16 protein-coding genes are annotated in these 17,180 nt (G+C 44.5%); 6 read left to right on the top strand and 10 right to left on the bottom strand.

The features are described 5' to 3' along the window. Nucleotides 1-118: 118 nt before the first annotated feature. From ACFQ21_RS02025 to ACFQ21_RS02045, 5 genes are all read right to left on the bottom strand, one after another. Nucleotides 119-1,210 (bottom strand): SO2930 family diheme c-type cytochrome, encoded by a 1,092-nt coding sequence (locus tag ACFQ21_RS02025; protein ID WP_377574098.1) that lies wholly within the window; start codon nucleotides 1,208-1,210, stop codon nucleotides 119-121. Continuing rightward, on the bottom strand, nucleotides 1,165-2,349 hold the full coding sequence (locus tag ACFQ21_RS02030) for a parallel beta-helix domain-containing protein (RefSeq protein WP_377574101.1): 1,185 nt from the start codon (nucleotides 2,347-2,349) through the stop codon (nucleotides 1,165-1,167). Before ACFQ21_RS02030 ends, ACFQ21_RS02025 begins: the two co-directional genes overlap by 46 nt. Nucleotides 2,350-2,504: 155 nt before the next feature. Then, on the bottom strand, nucleotides 2,505-3,101 hold the full coding sequence (locus tag ACFQ21_RS02035) for a bifunctional nuclease family protein (RefSeq protein WP_377574104.1): 597 nt from the start codon (nucleotides 3,099-3,101) through the stop codon (nucleotides 2,505-2,507). 73 nt (nucleotides 3,102-3,174) lie between these two features. Then, on the bottom strand, nucleotides 3,175-4,128 hold the full coding sequence (locus ACFQ21_RS02040) for an electron transfer flavoprotein subunit alpha/FixB family protein (protein WP_377574107.1): 954 nt from the start codon (nucleotides 4,126-4,128) through the stop codon (nucleotides 3,175-3,177). Between the two features lie 40 nt (nucleotides 4,129-4,168). Next, on the bottom strand, nucleotides 4,169-4,909 hold the full coding sequence (locus tag ACFQ21_RS02045) for an electron transfer flavoprotein subunit beta/FixA family protein (RefSeq protein WP_377574110.1): 741 nt from the start codon (nucleotides 4,907-4,909) through the stop codon (nucleotides 4,169-4,171). 263 nt (nucleotides 4,910-5,172) lie between these two features. Between ACFQ21_RS02045 and ACFQ21_RS02050 the strand changes: the two genes are divergently transcribed. Beyond that, nucleotides 5,173-5,484, top strand: a complete 312-nt coding sequence (locus tag ACFQ21_RS02050; RefSeq protein ID WP_377574113.1) for a tetratricopeptide repeat protein — start codon at nucleotides 5,173-5,175, stop codon at nucleotides 5,482-5,484. Nucleotides 5,485-5,513: 29 nt separating this feature from the next. Here ACFQ21_RS02050 and ACFQ21_RS02055 read toward each other — a convergent pair whose 3' ends face one another. From ACFQ21_RS02055 to dnaB, 3 genes are all read right to left on the bottom strand, one after another. After that, on the bottom strand, nucleotides 5,514-7,301 hold the full coding sequence (locus ACFQ21_RS02055) for a tetratricopeptide repeat protein (protein ID WP_377574116.1): 1,788 nt from the start codon (nucleotides 7,299-7,301) through the stop codon (nucleotides 5,514-5,516). A gap of 81 nt (nucleotides 7,302-7,382) precedes the next feature. After that, nucleotides 7,383-8,174: a SprB repeat-containing protein gene (locus ACFQ21_RS02060; protein WP_377574119.1), complete on the bottom strand. Its 792-nt coding sequence runs from the start codon at nucleotides 8,172-8,174 to the stop codon at nucleotides 7,383-7,385. An 85-nt stretch (nucleotides 8,175-8,259) separates the two neighbouring features. Then, nucleotides 8,260-9,798, bottom strand: coding sequence for a replicative DNA helicase (gene dnaB / locus ACFQ21_RS02065; RefSeq protein ID WP_377574122.1), 1,539 nt, complete (start codon nucleotides 9,796-9,798; stop codon nucleotides 8,260-8,262). Between the two features lie 254 nt (nucleotides 9,799-10,052). On the opposite strand from dnaB, the gene ACFQ21_RS02070 reads away from it, so the two are divergent. Both ACFQ21_RS02070 and ACFQ21_RS02075 read left to right on the top strand, forming a co-directional pair. Then, nucleotides 10,053-11,426, top strand: a complete 1,374-nt coding sequence (locus ACFQ21_RS02070; protein WP_377574125.1) for a UDP-N-acetylmuramate--L-alanine ligase — start codon at nucleotides 10,053-10,055, stop codon at nucleotides 11,424-11,426. A gap of 66 nt (nucleotides 11,427-11,492) precedes the next feature. Further along, nucleotides 11,493-12,296 (top strand): exonuclease domain-containing protein, encoded by an 804-nt coding sequence (locus ACFQ21_RS02075; RefSeq protein ID WP_377574128.1) that lies wholly within the window; start codon nucleotides 11,493-11,495, stop codon nucleotides 12,294-12,296. Here ACFQ21_RS02075 and ACFQ21_RS02080 read toward each other — a convergent pair whose 3' ends face one another. Together ACFQ21_RS02080 and ACFQ21_RS02085 are read right to left on the bottom strand one after the other, a co-directional pair. Beyond that, the gene (locus tag ACFQ21_RS02080; RefSeq protein WP_377574130.1) at nucleotides 12,297-12,935 is read right to left on the bottom strand and encodes a DUF1684 domain-containing protein; all 639 of its coding nucleotides are present in this window, start codon (nucleotides 12,933-12,935) and stop codon (nucleotides 12,297-12,299) included. Nucleotides 12,936-13,009: 74 nt separating this feature from the next. Continuing rightward, the gene (locus tag ACFQ21_RS02085) at nucleotides 13,010-13,807 is read right to left on the bottom strand and encodes a M48 family metallopeptidase (RefSeq protein ID WP_377574133.1); all 798 of its coding nucleotides are present in this window, start codon (nucleotides 13,805-13,807) and stop codon (nucleotides 13,010-13,012) included. Nucleotides 13,808-14,012: 205 nt separating this feature from the next. On the opposite strand from ACFQ21_RS02085, the gene ACFQ21_RS02090 reads away from it, so the two are divergent. Genes ACFQ21_RS02090 through bcp form a run of 3 tightly spaced genes read left to right on the top strand, consistent with a single transcriptional unit; the run spans nucleotide 14,013 to nucleotide 17,139 of the window. Further along, on the top strand, nucleotides 14,013-14,627 hold the full coding sequence (locus tag ACFQ21_RS02090) for a fumarylacetoacetate hydrolase family protein (RefSeq protein ID WP_377574136.1): 615 nt from the start codon (nucleotides 14,013-14,015) through the stop codon (nucleotides 14,625-14,627). Continuing rightward, on the top strand, nucleotides 14,596-16,560 hold the full coding sequence (locus tag ACFQ21_RS02095) for a M23 family metallopeptidase (RefSeq protein WP_377574139.1): 1,965 nt from the start codon (nucleotides 14,596-14,598) through the stop codon (nucleotides 16,558-16,560). Before ACFQ21_RS02090 ends, ACFQ21_RS02095 begins: the two co-directional genes overlap by 32 nt. A 3-nt stretch (nucleotides 16,561-16,563) precedes the next feature. Next, nucleotides 16,564-17,139: a thioredoxin-dependent thiol peroxidase gene (gene bcp / locus ACFQ21_RS02100; RefSeq protein ID WP_377574142.1), complete on the top strand. Its 576-nt coding sequence runs from the start codon at nucleotides 16,564-16,566 to the stop codon at nucleotides 17,137-17,139. The last annotated feature ends 41 nt before the right edge of the window (nucleotides 17,140-17,180 follow it).

Below are 17,180 nucleotides of genomic sequence, written 5' to 3' on the forward strand. Positions count from 1 at the left end.
ATCTTGCTCATTCTGTAGCCAGGGGCCAGTTTTACTGACAGCTCGCGGCTCTCTAAGGTATATCATCACTAGCAACGATAACGTTATGCCACCGCAGCTAGCTGCCAGTAGCCTGCAGCTATTTCATCGAGCGTATCCACTCCTCAATCAACGCTACACCTTCCTTATGCACTTGCTCTCTGCCGATCTCGGGCATGGCAATAGCAGGGTCGTTGGTTTTCATGCGGAAGACGAGAATGGATTTGTGGGGGTCGCCCGGAACTATATCGTATTGTAAATCGCCTGCTCCTCGTCCGGCTGCGATCGGTGCCTTGCGTATACCGAGATGTGCTTTGTCATTTTCATGTATATCGAGAAAGAGTCCGGAAGTGTTGGCTGGACCCGGGCGACTGTGACAGTGCGCGCAGTTAGCATCGAGGTAAGCGCGGGCGCGTTGGTTAATGTCACCGGTTGTAGCATCGTCCCATATAGCCAGCTCGGGTATAGATGAAGTTTGTTGAGGGAGTTGCTCCAGTAAATTATGTTGCTGCCAGTATATAAGTTGATTCGCTTTTCCGGATGTATAGGTAACGTCATGATTGAGCTGACGTGCTGATGTACCGATGGGCATCATCTTCTGGTTGCGTATATGGCATCCTTTACATTGATTTTTATTCGGTATAAGATACGGGGTGGTGATCTTCTTACCAGACTTATCTATATACTGTATGGTTGTAGCTTCGGCTGCCGGGTCGTATTCTGCTTCCGTCTGCTCATCATTCCAGCGGTAGGGCCATGCGTCCCAGCCACTCTCCTGGTGAACGAGCAATCTTGTTTCGATGATCTTCCTCCCCTTTTCGGGTTTTCGAAAATCATTCGGGTAATAAAAATTTTTGATGAGTATGGTCCCTACCGGGAAATCGAATGTGGTGGAATCATTATATATAGCTTTCGTACCTGCGGGTAATTTTACAAAGCGAAGTTTCTCGGCATAGTTGCTGAACAGCGGTGTATTTAATGCGTAAGGAATTACATCGTCTGCCGGCTCCAGATTGGCGAGTGTTCCTTTATAAAAACCGTACTCCGAAAGTTTCTCTTTACGCACTACGTTGTTGTCGGTTCGAAACGAAAGAACCAGCATCACGCCCACTACACCAACCAGCCATCCTCTCATATAGCAAAGCATTAGTTTCGGGTTAACACCACCGGACTGATCGGTTGCTGATCGCACTCGTGTGGTTTCATATCGCGCGACTTGTTCCTGAATTTGTTACCGGCATCGATGTTGGCGAAGGTAGCGTTGGTGTTATTCTTCAGACAGATCTTACGATCCTTCATAGCGGGATCTTCGATGCCATCGTATAGTATATGTGGGACATCTTTACCAAAACGAAGTTTGAATTTATACATCTTACCCAACCGACCTTTACTGGTTGCTTTTACGTTTGGACGCTCGTAGTAATTGTCGTGTATATATACATTGGATGGGAACGGCTTGTACGTTTTATCGTTGATGGGATTCTCTGTAATGTAGTAACTCACAATCGCAGTACCCGCAGAGATGTTATTCACGATCTTGTTCTCGAACGCTTCTACATTGCGCGTAGCGAGAACCATCAGGCCTGTACCCTGCGGAACTTTACCTACCGTATTACCTTTCGGTGCAAAGTTGATATGGTTGTTATCATGTATATGATTTTTAAAAACCCGCACATAGCCACCTTCCTTTTGAATGAGGTCAGGCAAATCGAATACTAAAATTCCTCCGGTGTTGTTATAGGCTTCGTTCTCAAAAACATCGGCATAGAGCGAGTTCTCTATTTCAATGCCGGCTACATTTTGATAAGCCTTCGAGTTTTTTACAATGATATATTTTGATTGCCCTACATATATACCGGCATCGCTGGCACCTACGGCAACGCAATTATCGATAAGCACATTGGTGCATTGTACCGGGTATAAACCATAGCCACCGTTATCGGCCTCGCCTCCGTTGGTCCATTCGGCTTTTATATTCTTAAATGTTATACCTTCTACCAATTGTGTTTTAACACCATCGCCTTTGGTGTCTTGTACCGTGAGATCGAGTATCGTTATATCGGAAGCGTTGGTCACTTTAATGCCTTCCGCCCCGGACAGTTGTCCTTTGAAATTGAGAATAGTTTTATCCATACCTGCTCCCTTGATGGTAACATTCTTTTTACCATCGAGCCACAGACTGGCATCGAACTGAAAGCGTCCTTCCGGTAATTCGATCACCGAGCCATTCTCAGCTTCTATAAATTGCGTTTGTATTTTTTTCTGAATGTCTTTTTGCGCGTATGCCCATGCAGACATACCACACAGTAAAATGGTGGCGAGGGTTTTCATAACGACAACTTTTGGTGGATAATTAAAGTTAACGTTTTATACCTTACGCTCAAAGTATAACAGAAGCTGTTCGCAGCTATGAATTTGCTATAAAATAAAAAAGCAGAAAGCGATTCAACTCACTTTCTGCTTTTACTTAAGCGTTACGCTTTGTACTAATTTCTTTTTCCGAGCTCATCGCGGATTTTCGCAGCCCGTTCGTAATCTTCCTTATCGATTGCTTCTTTCAGCAATTCTTTCAGGCGATCTACTGTATAGTTTTTGAAGTCGTCCTTGCGAGTGGCTTCTTTTTTAACTTTTGCTTTTTCGATCTTCGGCTCCGGCTTTTCTTCTTCGGCTTCATCGGTTAACACGATGCCGGCTTCCGCCAGTATGTTTTCATACGTAAAGATCGGTGAGTCAAAACGCAGGCCGATCGCGATCGCATCCGATGGTCGTGCATCGATCTCGGTTTTCTTCAAACCATCCGAGCATACAATCTTACCGAAGAATACACCTTCTTTCAGATCAGAGATGATGATCTCTTCTACCGTAAAATGAAAATTATTGGCAAACGCCTTGAACAGATCGTGGGTCATCGGTCTGTTCGGAATGATCTTTTCGATTTCAATAGCAATGGCCTGTGCCTCAAACATGCCAATGATAATCGGAAGTCTTCGGTTGCCTTCGGTCTCTCCCAACACCAGCGCAAAGGAGCCTGTTGTTGATTGACTGGATGACAGACCTAATATTTCGAGTTTGATTTTTTTCACGCTGCTTTAATCTCTTCTGCGTTTGTAATACAACTTACACAAATCACCTGACTGCGCATTAGTCAATCTAAAATTATTTTGCCGCTTTCAGAGCCTCCGTAAGTTTAGGAACCACATCAAAAGCATCGCCTACGATACCGTAGTCTGCTGCTTTAAAAAATGGTGCATCCGCATCTTTATTGATAACTACGATATATTTTGAGGAGTTCACACCCGCCAGGTGTTGAATGGCCCCTGAAATGCCCACTGCAATATAAAGTTGGGGAGCTACTTTCACACCGGTTTGACCAACGTGTTCGTGGTGAGGTCTCCAGCCCATATCCGATACCGGCTTGCTACATCCAGTAGCTGCATGTAAAGTTTTAGCAAGCTCTTCGAGTATACCCCAGTGCTCTGCACCTTTCATACCACGACCGCCTGATACAACAATGTTTGCTTCCGGAAGCAATACTTCACCGGTAGCTTTCTCGGAAGAGAGTATCTTCACAGCAAAGTCTGCGTCTGAAAGTGTAACAGCATACGGTGTTACCGTTACATTACTGCCTACTTCTTTTGCTTCAGCAGCATTCTTCTTCAGTGCTATAACTTTCTTTTGATTCTTTAATTCTACTTTGGCAAACGCTTTACCGGTATAGATGCTGCGCTTTACCACAAAACCCGATGATGTTTCCGGCAGATCCGTAACGTTGGTTGCCAGGCTCGCACCAGTCTTGATAGCAACGCGTGCTGCTACCGGTGTACCGAGCGATGAGTTGGCGAGTACCAGTATATCTGCATTTTCATCCTGCATGGCTTTTACCAGTACAGAAGTATAGGCTTGAATAACACCTTCGTTAAGACGCGCATCGCTGGCGTGCAGTACTTTTTGTGCACCATATTTACCCAGAGCTTCGAGTGCTCCCTGATCTACCGCACCTAATGCTATAGCAGTTACCGGGCTTCCCAATGCGTGTGCATACGCTACCGCTTCCAGTGACGTTTTCTTTATTTGTCCTTCTGCGCTTTCAACAAATACAAGTATTGACATCTGCGTGTGTTTTAAAAATGATGGATTGTTGGACGGATGATTAAATTACCTTGGCTTCATTCTTCAGTAATGAAACAAGTTCAGCTACGTTATCAGCAGCAATCATTTTCACAGCTCCTTTTGGTGGCGGCAATTCAAATTGCTGTAGCTTCACTCCGCTGTCAACAGCTTTAGGCTCAACTACTTTCAACGGTTTTGTGCGGGCCGACATGATACCGCGCATGTTGGGTATCTTCCATTCGGCTATAGGTTCCTGGCAACCTGCTACAAACGGCAGACTTACCTCCACATATTCTTTACCTCCTTCGATCTCGCGTGCCAGTTTTGCCTTGGTACCTTCGATATCAAGTTTCATTACCGGAGAAACAGACGGCATGCCGAGCAGCTCTCCTACTATACCATGCACTACGCCACTGTTATAGTCAATGGACTCGCGCCCCATCAGGATCAGATCGTATCCTACAGATTTAGCATGTTCGGCAATCTGCGTTGCTACAAACAGCGAGTCTGTCGGCTCTGCGTTTACGCGAACAGCATCATCAGCACCAATGGCTAATGCCTTGCGGATGGTGGGTTCAGTATCAGCAGTACCAACATTCAGAACCGTTACCGTTGTGCCGGCATTCGCTTCTTTGATTTCGATCGCACGCGCCAATGCGTAATCATCGTAGGGTCCTATAATAAATTGGACACCGGTGGGATCGAACTTGGTATTGTTATCTGTAAAATTGATTTTGGATGTAGTATCCGGAACGTGTGTAATACAAACTAAAATCTTCATCTCACTCTAAATCAATAAGTTTAAAAGTGTTTTTTGGAAACAGGGCTCAAGATACAAAAAACCGAATACCGAACGCCAAAATTTTAAAATTTAGCAGTCTTCATAATGTATCTATAGTATACAACCCGCCACAAACCCAAAGAAGTATAAACCGGAGCTATATAAAGCTTGCATGTATAGAATTTATGTGGTAGTATAAGGCAGACCGGTATTGCTAAACTTTTTCTAAGTTTATGCCGACACGATGAAGTCTTGAAAGCGCCATGAACCGACTTGAGCAGCTCCGCCAATTTATACACGATGATCCGAACGATCCGTTTAACCATTATGCACTGGCACTGGAATATGCCAAGTCTGATGTTGAAACGGCTATCACACAATTTAAAGCGTTGATGCAAAATTACCCTGACTATCTGCCAGCCTACTACCAGGCGGGTAATCTTTTTGAGTCGGTTGGTAATCGCGAACAAGCCATTGCTGTCTTCGAAAAAGGTATAGCCCTGGCCAAGCAGCAGCAACAGTATAAAACATTGCGCGAACTTCAGTCCGTGCTCGATGAGTTGCTATACGACTAATCCTTTTCTATAGTATGTCAGCAGAAAGTCTACTCCTCCACCGGCTCACGTTTCGGCATGAGTCTGGAGAACAACGCAGCTTTATTCAGCTCCAGCATCTTGCGTGACGTGAGGTAGTGAATAACTTTTTCTTCCAGGTAATGATGCAGGGGTAACAAAATGGATATCAATACGATTTTGATCGCCATGATCTTCCATGGTTCACCGTGTGTCCAGTGATGTATTTCATGATCGGCCAGCAGAATAATAAACTCGAACAAAAAGATAAAGGCAAAGAAACCGAGTATACGAATGGTGGTGGATGATACACGGAATATACCAAACATGGTAAGCAATATAAATACGCAAGCTATCGCCACCGTTATACCCATATATTGAATATTGTGGCGTGTGCGTGTATCTTCTTCTGCCTGCAGTGCTTCGCGTTCCTTGCGTTTATTTTCGTTTTCAACTTCCAGAACCATCAGATCTTTTTCGGTTGCCAGAGTTCTCAGACTGTCGCTATAGACCTGGTATCGGTTATTATATATATAGGCATTCCTGAAGTCCTGACTTTTCTGATACAGGCTGTCCAGTCGCTGGGATATTTCCATCTTCAGTTCGAGGTCTCCGATCTCATTGCTCATCGCCTCGGCCTTCTTCCAATAGAACAATGACTTCGGATAGTCTTTCTTTTTTTCATAGAGGGTTCCCATGTTATCATAGAACCAGTACTTATTAATGCGATTGGCTTTACTTTCAAAGAAAGGTGCTGCTTTCGCCAGGTAGTATTCTGCAGAATCAAGTTTACCAAAATCTATATAGGCCATGCCGCGTATCTGGTCGAGCACATAATCGAGGCCAGCCTTCTTTAAGAATCGCTGGAACTCAGGACGCTGCCGGAGAAACTCTAACGTTTTGGCAGGTTGTTTCTGGGCTATATACATACTTAATAATCCACCGTATGTATTAAGTTTCAGAAGTTCGAATTTGAGTGTATCCGCAAGCGCCAGCGATTTATCAAAAAAAGTTTGAGCAAGATCATACTGTTTACTCTTCGAATAAATACGCCCAAGCATATTATAATTATTCAACCGTTCATAACGCTTATTATATTTATAGGTAAGAGCATTGGCTTTGTAGATATAGTCTTTTGCTTTTTCCCACTCGTCCAGACTACTGTAAAATGCAGATAAAGCATGGTATACGTCACATAACAAATCGAAATTATCCTTTGTTTCTGTCTCCGCTATATCCAGCGCCTGCAGATAATTCCGGAATGCCAGCATGTTGTCGTTCCGCCCCAGATAGGTGTTGCCCATTGATATATAGGTATTTACCCGCAGTGAATCATTACTGGAGTTAGAGGCCAGCGACAACGCAAGATTATTATAACTCAGTGCTTTGTCGTAGTCTGAATTTTCCCGTTCACAAAGTGCAAGGTATATATAAGCCCACGCTTCATACTCGGGCAGGTGATTTGCCTTTGCGAGTTCAACAGCTTTCAGCGAAAAATTCCGGGCGACATTAATATTCTCCACTTGGCCCGTGTAATTACTAAACCTTCTGGCGTTATTTAGCTGTGATAGAACAATAAGCTCACGATCGCGACTTTCTTCTGCTATCTGCTGCATTTCCTGGGTATATTTATCCGACAACGGCCTGTTGGCCACCAGGTAGAATCTTGCGAGTTCGCCCAGCCAGATGATCTTCTCACGGGCGGAGGATGCATTTTTCAGATTTACTTTAACGCTATCGGTATACGGATTGTCTTGCGCGTGAGCCGCACCCAGTAACAGAAATAGTACACAAATGAGAAGGGTAAAGTATCGGAGCATACCAGGGATTTTGCCTTAAAGATAAATAATCAACCTTAAAGCATCATGGCTATAAAATTAAATATCCTCCGATAGACGTTATCAGTTATCAAGTGCACCATCATCCACCCAGCAACTGATCAAGTCGATCTGACTCTGCGAAATGGAGCCATCGAAGGGCATGTCGCGATTGCGTGTCAATGATTTTATTTCGGCTGCGTGTTTTTTAGCGTTGCTATAGATACGAAGATCGGTGCGCGTTATACCATTATGACAACCGCTGATGGCGCAGGACTTTTCAATGATCGGTTTTATATCTGATGTCCAGCTCACGCCTGTGCTCCCTCTGGGTACGGTTACGTTCAGCGCGATGGTACACTCCTGGTTGTCTCTTACGATAATGACATGATCGCCATTGGACAAACCTGAAAATGAATTGGTCTCCGAAAATCCTCCGCCATCAATACTATAATTATAGGGTGGATTACCATCGGATACTTCGATCACGATCGATCCGTTATCCGACAGGCATTGATCGTCTGCTGCCAACTGCGTGGTAAAGGAAAAGTCTTTTGCCATCACCGTGATATTGGTGAGAACAGTATCGCAGCCGTTGGCATCGCGCACACCTACACTATAAATGCCTGCGTGTAAATTGGTAAAGGCTCCGGAAGATTGAACTTCGTTGTTCAGCAGGTAGGCATAGGGTTGTTTACCACCGCTCACCTCTATATAAATACTGCCATCGGTGGTGCTGCAACTGGTGGCCATGGTAACAGAGTTGAGCTCTATGCTGAGATCAGACAAACTGCAGTCAACGGTCTTGTTCAGATCATGACTTACGCACGAAACCAGTAAAATAAAAGGAACAATAAGGACAGACAGGTTTTTCATGCAGGCTTCTTGACACGCTATACTATACAAGCAAAAATAGTCAAGAAGCGAGAATCTGTTTACATGGCGGCATTAAGCCTGCCTGTTAAAACGGAGCTTCATCGTCATTCGCGGATGGCGGAGGTGGAAGTTGTGGCGCATCATCCGGGCTGAACGAATTGAGACGGCTCTCCCGGGTGATCATACCACCGAAAGGATTGTCGTACGAAGCAGGACCGTCAAGGTCTGCAAACTTGGTATATTTACCAATGAACTTCAGCTTCACGTTGGCGGTAGAACCGTTACGGTGCTTGGCTATAATTACTTCACCGGTTCCTTGTGTCGGCATACCATCTTCATCGACAGTAATTTTATAGTATTCAGGACGATACAAGAACATTACGATATCGGCATCCTGTTCGATAGATCCCGATTCACGCAAGTCAGAAAGCTGCGGACGTTTATCACCACCACGGGTTTCCACGCTACGACTCAACTGCGACAGTGCGAGCACCGGCACATTCAATTCTTTGGCTATACCTTTCAAAGCACGCGAGATGGAAGCGATCTCCTGTTCGCGGTTACCGCCCTGATCACCTTTCATCAGCTGCAGGTAGTCGATCACCACAATCTGTATACCGTGTTCAGCTTTCAACCTGCGGCACTTCGCACGAAGTTCAAGTATAGATATAGCCGGGGTATCGTCTATAAAGATTGGTGCTGTAGTAAGTTTGGTTGTTTTGTGTACGAGCTGTTTCCACTCATGATCGGCCAGATTACCTTTCTTGATCTTTTCACTTTCAAGTTCTGCTTCTGCAGAGATCATCCTGTTTACGAGCTGAATCGATGCCATCTCCAGCGAGAAGATCGCTACCGGTATCTTGAATTCAACGGCTGCGTTACGCAACGCAGAAACCACGAATGCAGTTTTACCCATACCCGGACGGGCCGCGATAATAACAAGGTCAGAACGTTGCCATCCGGAAGTAACACGATCGAGTTCGGTAAATCCGCTGGGCACACCGGTCAATCCATCTTTATGTTCTTTCAACACCTGCAATTCCTGGATAGCACGTGCCATCAGGTTTCGCATGTTGTCGTAGTTCTTCTTCAGGTTCGACTCGGAGATTTCAAAAACAGATTGCTCAGTCTTGTCAAGTAGCTGAAACACATCCGTTGTATCTTCATACGCATCGTGCTGAATCTGCGAAGCAATCTGAATAAGCTCGCGCTTGATTGCCATCTCTACAATAACACGAGCATGATACTCTACGTTGGCAGCCGAACTGACTTTGGAAGTAAGCTCTGCAATATAGTATGCACCGTTACCTTCCAGGATCTCAAGCTTACCTTTCTTCCGGAGCTGGTGTACAACGGTACGCATATCCACAGGCTCGGATGCCTTGAACAACTCAATGATGCCAGCATATATTTCTTTATGCGCATCCTTATAAAAATGTTCAGGCTTGAGGAATTCTACCACCGCATTGAGTGCATTCTTCTCGAGCATGAGAGCACCCAATACAGTTTCTTCAAGATCAAGTGCCTGAGGCGGTAACTTTCCTAAACTTTCCGAGATATCTCTCGGTAATAATTTGTTGGCCTTGCTACCTAGCCTCAGGGACGTTGATCTTCCTTGCTCCATACAGTGGTTGTTGTACGTGTTTTTTATTTAGGGGCGACAAACGTACAACCCTTCGCATTCACTATCTACACAAACTATTAACAAAGTACTAACAATTTAATTGTGTACAAGTAACAAGTTTATTGTGCTGTGTGTGTTAGACTGATTGAAAAAAAATAATTATATATAGCGGTCACAAAGCGGGCGTTGATCAATTGGATTTTTAAAGAACAAACATTTTCCTTTATTTTAAAACCGGAATTCATGCTTTCCAGATGCATACTAAAAAGCAAAGAGTACATTTTATAGCGATTGGAGGAAGTGTTATGCACAACCTGGCCATTGCTTTGAAGGAGGCCGGTCATGATGTAAGCGGGTCTGACGATGAGATCTTCGAGCCTTCACGTTCAACTTTAACAAAACACGGATTACTTCCTGAGAAAGAAGGTTGGTTCCCCGAGTTAATAACATCTTCGTTAGATGTAGTCGTGCTCGGCATGCACGCCCGGAAAGACAACCCTGAATTACTTAAAGCCCAACAACTTGGACTTAAAATTCTTTCGTTCCCGGAATATATCTACGAGCAGTCGCGTGATAAACAACGTATTGTTATTTCAGGCAGTCATGGTAAAACTACTACCACGGCAATTATCATACACGTACTCAATTATTTCAAGCGTAAGTTCGATTATATTATCGGAGCCAAGGTGCCGGGTATAGAATACACCGTTCGTCTTTCCAACGCTCCTATTATTATTATTGAAGGCGATGAATATTTGTGTTCACCGCTTGATCCTACTCCTAAATTCCTCAAGTACCAACATCACATCGGTGTTATTACCGGCATAGCGTGGGATCACGTAAATGTATTCCCTTCGGAAGAAGAGTATGTACGCCAGTTCGATCTGTTTGCAGACCAGACTCCGAAAGGAGGAATTCTGATATATTGCGAGCAGGATTCCATGGCGCTGATGATCGGTAAGAAAGAACGCGCTGATGTACAGGAGATAACCTATAAAAGTCACGGACACGCTTCGGATAACAACGGTCATTTCTTCCTTACCAATGGCAAGGAACGTACACCGATCAAGGTCTTCGGCAACCATAACTTCCAGAACCTCAGCGCAGCTAAGGAGGTATTGAAGAAAATTGGTATAACTCAGGAACAGTTCTTTGAAGCTATAGCAAGCTTTGAAGGCGCTGCCGGCCGACTGCAAAAAGTATTCGACAACACAACGTCTACAGTATACAAAGACTTTGCACATGCACCTTCCAAAGTGAAAGCAACCGTAAAAGCGATGAAGGAATTTTATCCTTCGCGCGACCTCGTTGCCTGCCTGGAGTTGCACACCTATAGCAGTCTGAACAAAAAGTTTCTTCCCCAGTATAAAGACAGCATGAAAGCTGCGCAAACACAGGTGGTATACTTCAACCCTGATAAAGTAAAAGATAAAAACCTGGAAGCTATATCCGTAGACGATGTACGTTCAGCGTTTGCTTCCAATGGCATGCAGGTATTTACCGATGCCAATGAACTTCAGGCCTTCCTGGAAAAACAAAATTGGAAGAACAAGAACCTGCTCATGATGAGCTCCGGTAATTTTGGCGGAATTAATATTCCTGCCTTGTCGGAAAAAATCTTATCCTGATTGCTTCCTTAAAACTATACCTGAAAATTTTGGAGTGCGTGGTAACACGCACTCACCTGTATAACCATGAAATTAAATCTACGCAACCCGCTCTGCATCTTTGATCTTGAAACCACCGGCACGAACATAACACAAGATCGCATACTGGAGATCGCTGTTATCAAGATGATGCCGAACGGTGAAGTATTACGCAAAGCCAACGTACTGAATCCTACGATTCCCATACCCGCAGAGTCAACGGTGTTTCATGGTTTGCGCGATGAAGATGTTAAAGACAAGCCCACCTTTAAAGAGGTAGCAAAAGATTACGCCCGCTTTATGGAAGGTGCTGATCTAGCGGGCTTCAACGTGATGAAGTTTGATATACCGATGCTGGTAGAAGAATTTCTGCGCTGCGATGTAGAGTTTGATTACAGCCGCAGAAAGATCATTGACGCGCAGAAAATATTTCACCTGATGGAGAAGCGTACGCTTTCTGCGGCCTATAAATTCTATACAACCAAAGACCTCGTAAATTCACACACGGCTGAAGCCGATACCGAAGCCACCATGGAAGTATTGCTGGCGCAGATTGAACGCTACGAAGGTAAAGATGTAACGGACAGTCTGGAGCGCAAGATCGGTGAGATCCGAAACGATGTTGACACGTTGAGTAAACTTACCGTTTCCGATCTGGTTGACCTCGCGGGGCGCATGGTGATGAACGATAAAGGTCTGGAAGTTTTCAACTTCGGCAAGCATAAAAATAAAGTCGTAACGCAAGTGTTCAAGGAAGAACCAAGCTATTACGACTGGATGATGAACGGAGATTTCCCGATGGACACCAAGCGTAAGCTTACCGAGATAAAACTCCGCTCGTTCAAAAAATAATCAGTGCAGTAAACCAGTTTTATACTTCTTCTCTCCTGCCTTGATCTCCAGCGGCAAATGATTTACTTCCGGAGGTATGGGGCATGAGTACTTGTCGCTATAGCTGCAGTACGGGTTATACGCCTTATTAAAATCAATAATCACCTCTTCACCCGTGGGTATACGAAACTCGAGGTAACGACCTACGTCATAAGTATCTTTTCCGTTGGTCTCATCCGTAAATGGAATAAAGAGATAGTCTTCATACCCCGGACGCTTTAGTAAATCCTGGCTTTGATATACTTCCAGCTTATAATCTTCACCATCCAGCAGAAAGTATATATCGCCATACTTTACATAGTCGGGTAAACGCGTAGTGGTTGTTTTCATTTTAAACAACACCGGAGCTTCATTTTTCACGAATGTAGCCTTTACACGAAAGTTGAGATCGATCGGATAGTAATTAAGTCCCTTAAACTTCCTGCGCTCTTTCTTGTCCAACGGAGATTTATCCGGATCGCGAAATTCACTTTGCTGTTTCTTCCGGTGCTCGTTAATCTCTTTCAACGCAGCATCATCTGCCTGCTGGGCAACAACCTGAAAAGAAAAAGCTGACACTGCAAAAACCAGTGTCAGCCCTACTATAGCGCGATATACCATGCTATTATTTTAAGTTAATTACGTGTTACGTTCTCCGCCAGGCTTCTTACTTCTTACTCCTGACTTCTTGCTTTCTATTTCTTATAGTACTTCTGCGCCTCCGGTATCCATCCTTTCAGATCATTGATACGCGTAGCGTGCGAAGGGTGTGTTGAAAGAAACTCAGGAGGAGCCTGGCCACCGCTTGCCTCCGTCATGCGCTCCCAGAATTTAGGTGCTGCATTCGGATCGTAACCAGCCATTGCCATGAAGATCAAACCTATATGATCGGCTTCAGACTCGTGTTCACGGCTGAATTTCAGCATACCTATATTTGTACCGGCACCGACTGCCTGCATCAGTAATTCTTTACCAGCCGTAGGGTTTTGTCCTATCACAGCGCCTAATGTACTCAGTCCGTATTGCGCGAGCATTTGTTGGCTCATGCGCTCGCGACCATGGTTTGCTATAGCGTGCGCTACTTCATGCCCCATTACCACCGCTATACCGGTTTCATCTTTACAGATCGGCATAATACCGGTATAAAAAGCAACTTTACCACCCGGCATACACCAGGCGTTTACAGTTTTAGGATCATCGATGAGGTTGAACTCCCACGCGAAGCCGGCCAGTTCAGACGATGCATTGTTCATCGCCATATACTCTTCAACAGCTTTTTGTATACGTGCGCCAACCCGTTTTACCATTTGCGTTTGCTCCTGGTTGGTAGAGAGCGGACCTTTCTTCAGCACTTCATCATACTGCTGGTCGGCCATCGGGATGATCTCGGAGTTAGATACAAGACTTAACTGATTACGGCCTGTTACGGCAACTTTAGCACAGGCAAAAATTACTAAACTAACAATTGAGAAAATGAATATTTTCTTCCACATACTAGGTGAATTTATTTTGGTCAAAAATACAAAACCACTCGTGTATTGTTTTATAAATTCGTGCCAAAAGTTATTCATATTGAGGCAGAAATGAATTTTGCACGATGAACAGTAATTCTGATCAGGCATCAGACACCACTTCAGCATCGCTGCATTTTCTCCACAACTATATACCCTGTAACCATCAATTAAAAGATAGCACTTTATGAGAATTTTTGCCATCGGACGAAATTATGCTGAGCACATTAAGGAACTTAACAACGAGCGCCCAGACGAGCCTGTAATTTTTACCAAGCCCGACACAGCCATACTACGAAACAACGCTCCGTTCTATCTTCCGGATTTTTCCAACGATATTCATCATGAAGTTGAACTTGTACTTCGCATCTGCAAGGAAGGAAAAAATATACAGGAGAAATTTGCAAACAAGTATTACGATGCAATCGGTATCGGCATAGATTTTACGGCCCGTGACCTGCAGCAGAAAGCAAAAGAAAAAGGTTTACCGTGGGATATAGCGAAAGGCTTCAACGGCTCTGCTCCAATCAGCGATAAATTTATTCCGGTAACGTCCATCAGCGATCTGAAGAACATTAACTTCAGCCTGACGATTAATGGTGAACTTAAGCAACAAGGCAACACAAGTCTTATGCTTTTTAATTTCGATTTTATAATTTCGTATCTGTCGAAATTTTTTACGCTGCGAACAGGTGATTTGATATTTACGGGCACACCCAAAGGTGTAGGCGCGGTAAAGGTGGGAAATGTGTTATCGGCATATATAGAAGATGAGAAACTATTGGAGTTCGAAGTTAAGTAAACTAGGTGTTGCAGTTTGTATAGCTATACATCCTTTTGCCTCGCTTGCACAGTTCAGCAAGCAGGATGCTGCTACTGTATCAAAAAAATCAAACGGAGAAAAATATCTTTACCCGATCAAGCCCGGACAGCCCGGCTCGCTTGCAGGTACCATGGGTGAGTTACGTAGCACGCACTTCCATTCCGGTATAGATATACGTACTAACAACATGATCGGGTTTCCGGTACTGGCGTCCAAGAGCGGCTATATTTCGCGCGCCAGCATGGGCGGTTCTGGTTATGGCAATGTGCTATATATCACACATCCCGATGGCAACACCACGCTCTATGCTCACCTCGATGAATTTAAAGGTGAAGTTGCCAAACATGTATTACAGGAGCAATACAAACTGAAATCGGGCGAGATCGATTTATTCTTTGAGAAAGATCTGTTCCGGGTAAAGCAGGGCGATACCATTGCACTCTCCGGAAATTCAGGAGGCTCTACCGGGCCTCACCTGCATTTTGATATACGCGATTCGAATAACTATGCATTGGATCCGCTCAAGATCGGAGCGTTTCCGGAGATCGTTGATAACTTCCCTCCTGCTCCTGAAAAGATAGCACTCGTAACACTCAACACCGACTCACGCATCAACGACCGCTTCGGCCGATTTGAATTCTATGGCAATAAAGTCGGAAGTAATTATGTGATCGCCAGTCCGATCATGGCCAACGGATCGATTGGCATTGAGATTCTCGCCAAAGACAAACTTGCCTTTAAGAGTCCTTTTTATGGCGGTGTAAATTTCCTCGAAGTATATGTAGACAGCGCGCTCGTATTCCGGCAATCTATCGACAAGCTGAACGTTGCCGAAACACGCGCCATCTATACCCTGATGGATTTCAAAACAATGCGCAGTAAAGGCACTCGCTTTTATAAACTATATATTGATGACGGCAACCAGCTTAAGTTTTACAACGAGTCGCCTACCGATGGACGGATTAAGGTTAACCCGAACAAGATATCGAATGTAAAGATCCGGATGAAGGACAGCTACAGCAACGTAAGCAGTATATCGTTCAAGCTGAAACCGAATCCGGTAATTAAAGAAGTTACGTCACTGGAACCGATGGCCGCCACAGCCGACCTGCTTTACGACATCACCGATAACACGATGATGATTACGGCAAAAGCCGGTAAAGATCTGGGGGCACGTGCCCTTGTATATACGAAAGGTGTATCACAGGAAGTTGATCCTACCTATCACAACATTAACCGGAAAGTATATTTGTTTGATCTGCGGAAGAGCATCCCCGATTCCATCCTGGTAAACAACAAGACGATCCGCCCGAAAATTAAAATTGCCATACCTTCCGCCACGGAGTACAAATACTATAGCGACATCATGGATATCGACTTTCCGCTTAACGCTATATACGATACGCTGTACCTCAATACTGATTACACCATTGATAAGACAACCGGTAACGAAATCTTTACCATTGGCACACGAACCGTTCCGCTCAACAAAAGCATTCGCGTATCGGTAAAGACCAATCGTACGTATCCGGCCGATGGTAAATACAATGTATACCGCAGCACGGGAAGAGCACATTCATTTTTAGGAGGCGAATGGATTAACGGCCGCCTGCAGTTTAACACGCGTGAGTTTGGCGAGTTTACCATTCTTCAAGACTTGGAAGCTCCTTCTATTCGTGCCGTAACAATTAACAACCAGGCTGTTCGTTTCAAGATTCGCGATAACCTGTCGGGTATATCTTCATTCGAAGCCACGGTTAATGGCGAATGGTTGCTCATGCACTACGATAGCAAAACAGCCTCCATCTGGTCAGAACGACTCGACAAGAAAGCCCCGATCAGGGGAACATTTATACTTACAGTAAAGGATAATGCGGGGAATACGAGTACATTCACACAAAAAATTCCCTGACCCATGGCAGCACTAGAAATCGGAAGCAAGGCACCTGACTTCACCGTTAACGATCAGGATGGAAAATCTGTAAAGCTAAGCGACTTCAAAGGCAGAAAAGTTGTACTCTATTTTTATCCGAAAGACATGACCCCGGGCTGCACAGCCGAAGCATGCGACCTGCGCGATAATTATACCCTGCTGCAAAAACGAGGCTACGAAGTATTGGGCGTAAGCACAGACTCCGAAAAGCTTCACAAGAAATTTATAGCACAAGAGAAACTTCCATTCCGTTTGTTAGCCGACACCGACAAAAAACTTCACGAGCTATACGGCACGTGGGTGGAGAAATCCATGTATGGGAGAAAGTATATGGGCACCGCGCGCATCACTTTTATTATAGATGAAAACGGTATTATAGAAGATATCGTGTCAAAAGTTGATACAAAGAATCACACCAGCCAGATATTGAAAGATATACCTGCCGTAAAAACTCCCGCGAAAAAAGCCGTATCAAAAACTACGAAGAAAACCGTAAAGGCTGTAGCCAAGAAAGCCGTTGCGAAAACCCAGGCGAAGGTTGCGCGCAAGAAAAAGTAACGTCATTTCGAGCGAGCGAAGTTTACTATGGAATGCGCATT

Source organism: Ohtaekwangia kribbensis (assembly GCF_042676245.1).
GTDB classification, from domain to species: Bacteria; Bacteroidota; Bacteroidia; order Cytophagales; family Cyclobacteriaceae; genus Ohtaekwangia; species Ohtaekwangia kribbensis.

What these genes read in the sequence shown, in the direction of transcription:
- ACFQ21_RS02040 (WP_377574107.1), bottom strand. Translation starts at nt 4,128, where the DNA reads ATGTCAATACTTGTATTTGTTGAAAGCGCAGAAGGACAAATAAAGAAA.
- ACFQ21_RS02070 (WP_377574125.1), top strand. Translation starts at nt 10,053, where the DNA reads ATGCATACTAAAAAGCAAAGAGTACATTTTATAGCGATTGGAGGAAGT.
- ACFQ21_RS02030 (WP_377574101.1), bottom strand. Translation starts at nt 2,349, where the DNA reads ATGAAAACCCTCGCCACCATTTTACTGTGTGGTATGTCTGCATGGGCA.
- dnaB (WP_377574122.1), bottom strand. Translation starts at nt 9,798, where the DNA reads ATGGAGCAAGGAAGATCAACGTCCCTGAGGCTAGGTAGCAAGGCCAAC.
- ACFQ21_RS02095 (WP_377574139.1), top strand. Translation starts at nt 14,596, where the DNA reads ATGAGAAACTATTGGAGTTCGAAGTTAAGTAAACTAGGTGTTGCAGTT.
- ACFQ21_RS02080 (WP_377574130.1), bottom strand. Translation starts at nt 12,935, where the DNA reads ATGGTATATCGCGCTATAGTAGGGCTGACACTGGTTTTTGCAGTGTCA.
- ACFQ21_RS02060 (WP_377574119.1), bottom strand. Translation starts at nt 8,174, where the DNA reads ATGAAAAACCTGTCTGTCCTTATTGTTCCTTTTATTTTACTGGTTTCG.
- bcp (WP_377574142.1), top strand. Translation starts at nt 16,564, where the DNA reads ATGGCAGCACTAGAAATCGGAAGCAAGGCACCTGACTTCACCGTTAAC.
- ACFQ21_RS02075 (WP_377574128.1), top strand. Translation starts at nt 11,493, where the DNA reads ATGAAATTAAATCTACGCAACCCGCTCTGCATCTTTGATCTTGAAACC.
- ACFQ21_RS02055 (WP_377574116.1), bottom strand. Translation starts at nt 7,301, where the DNA reads ATGCTCCGATACTTTACCCTTCTCATTTGTGTACTATTTCTGTTACTG.
- ACFQ21_RS02090 (WP_377574136.1), top strand. Translation starts at nt 14,013, where the DNA reads ATGAGAATTTTTGCCATCGGACGAAATTATGCTGAGCACATTAAGGAA.
- ACFQ21_RS02050 (WP_377574113.1), top strand. Translation starts at nt 5,173, where the DNA reads ATGAACCGACTTGAGCAGCTCCGCCAATTTATACACGATGATCCGAAC.
- ACFQ21_RS02045 (WP_377574110.1), bottom strand. Translation starts at nt 4,909, where the DNA reads ATGAAGATTTTAGTTTGTATTACACACGTTCCGGATACTACATCCAAA.
- ACFQ21_RS02085 (WP_377574133.1), bottom strand. Translation starts at nt 13,807, where the DNA reads ATGTGGAAGAAAATATTCATTTTCTCAATTGTTAGTTTAGTAATTTTT.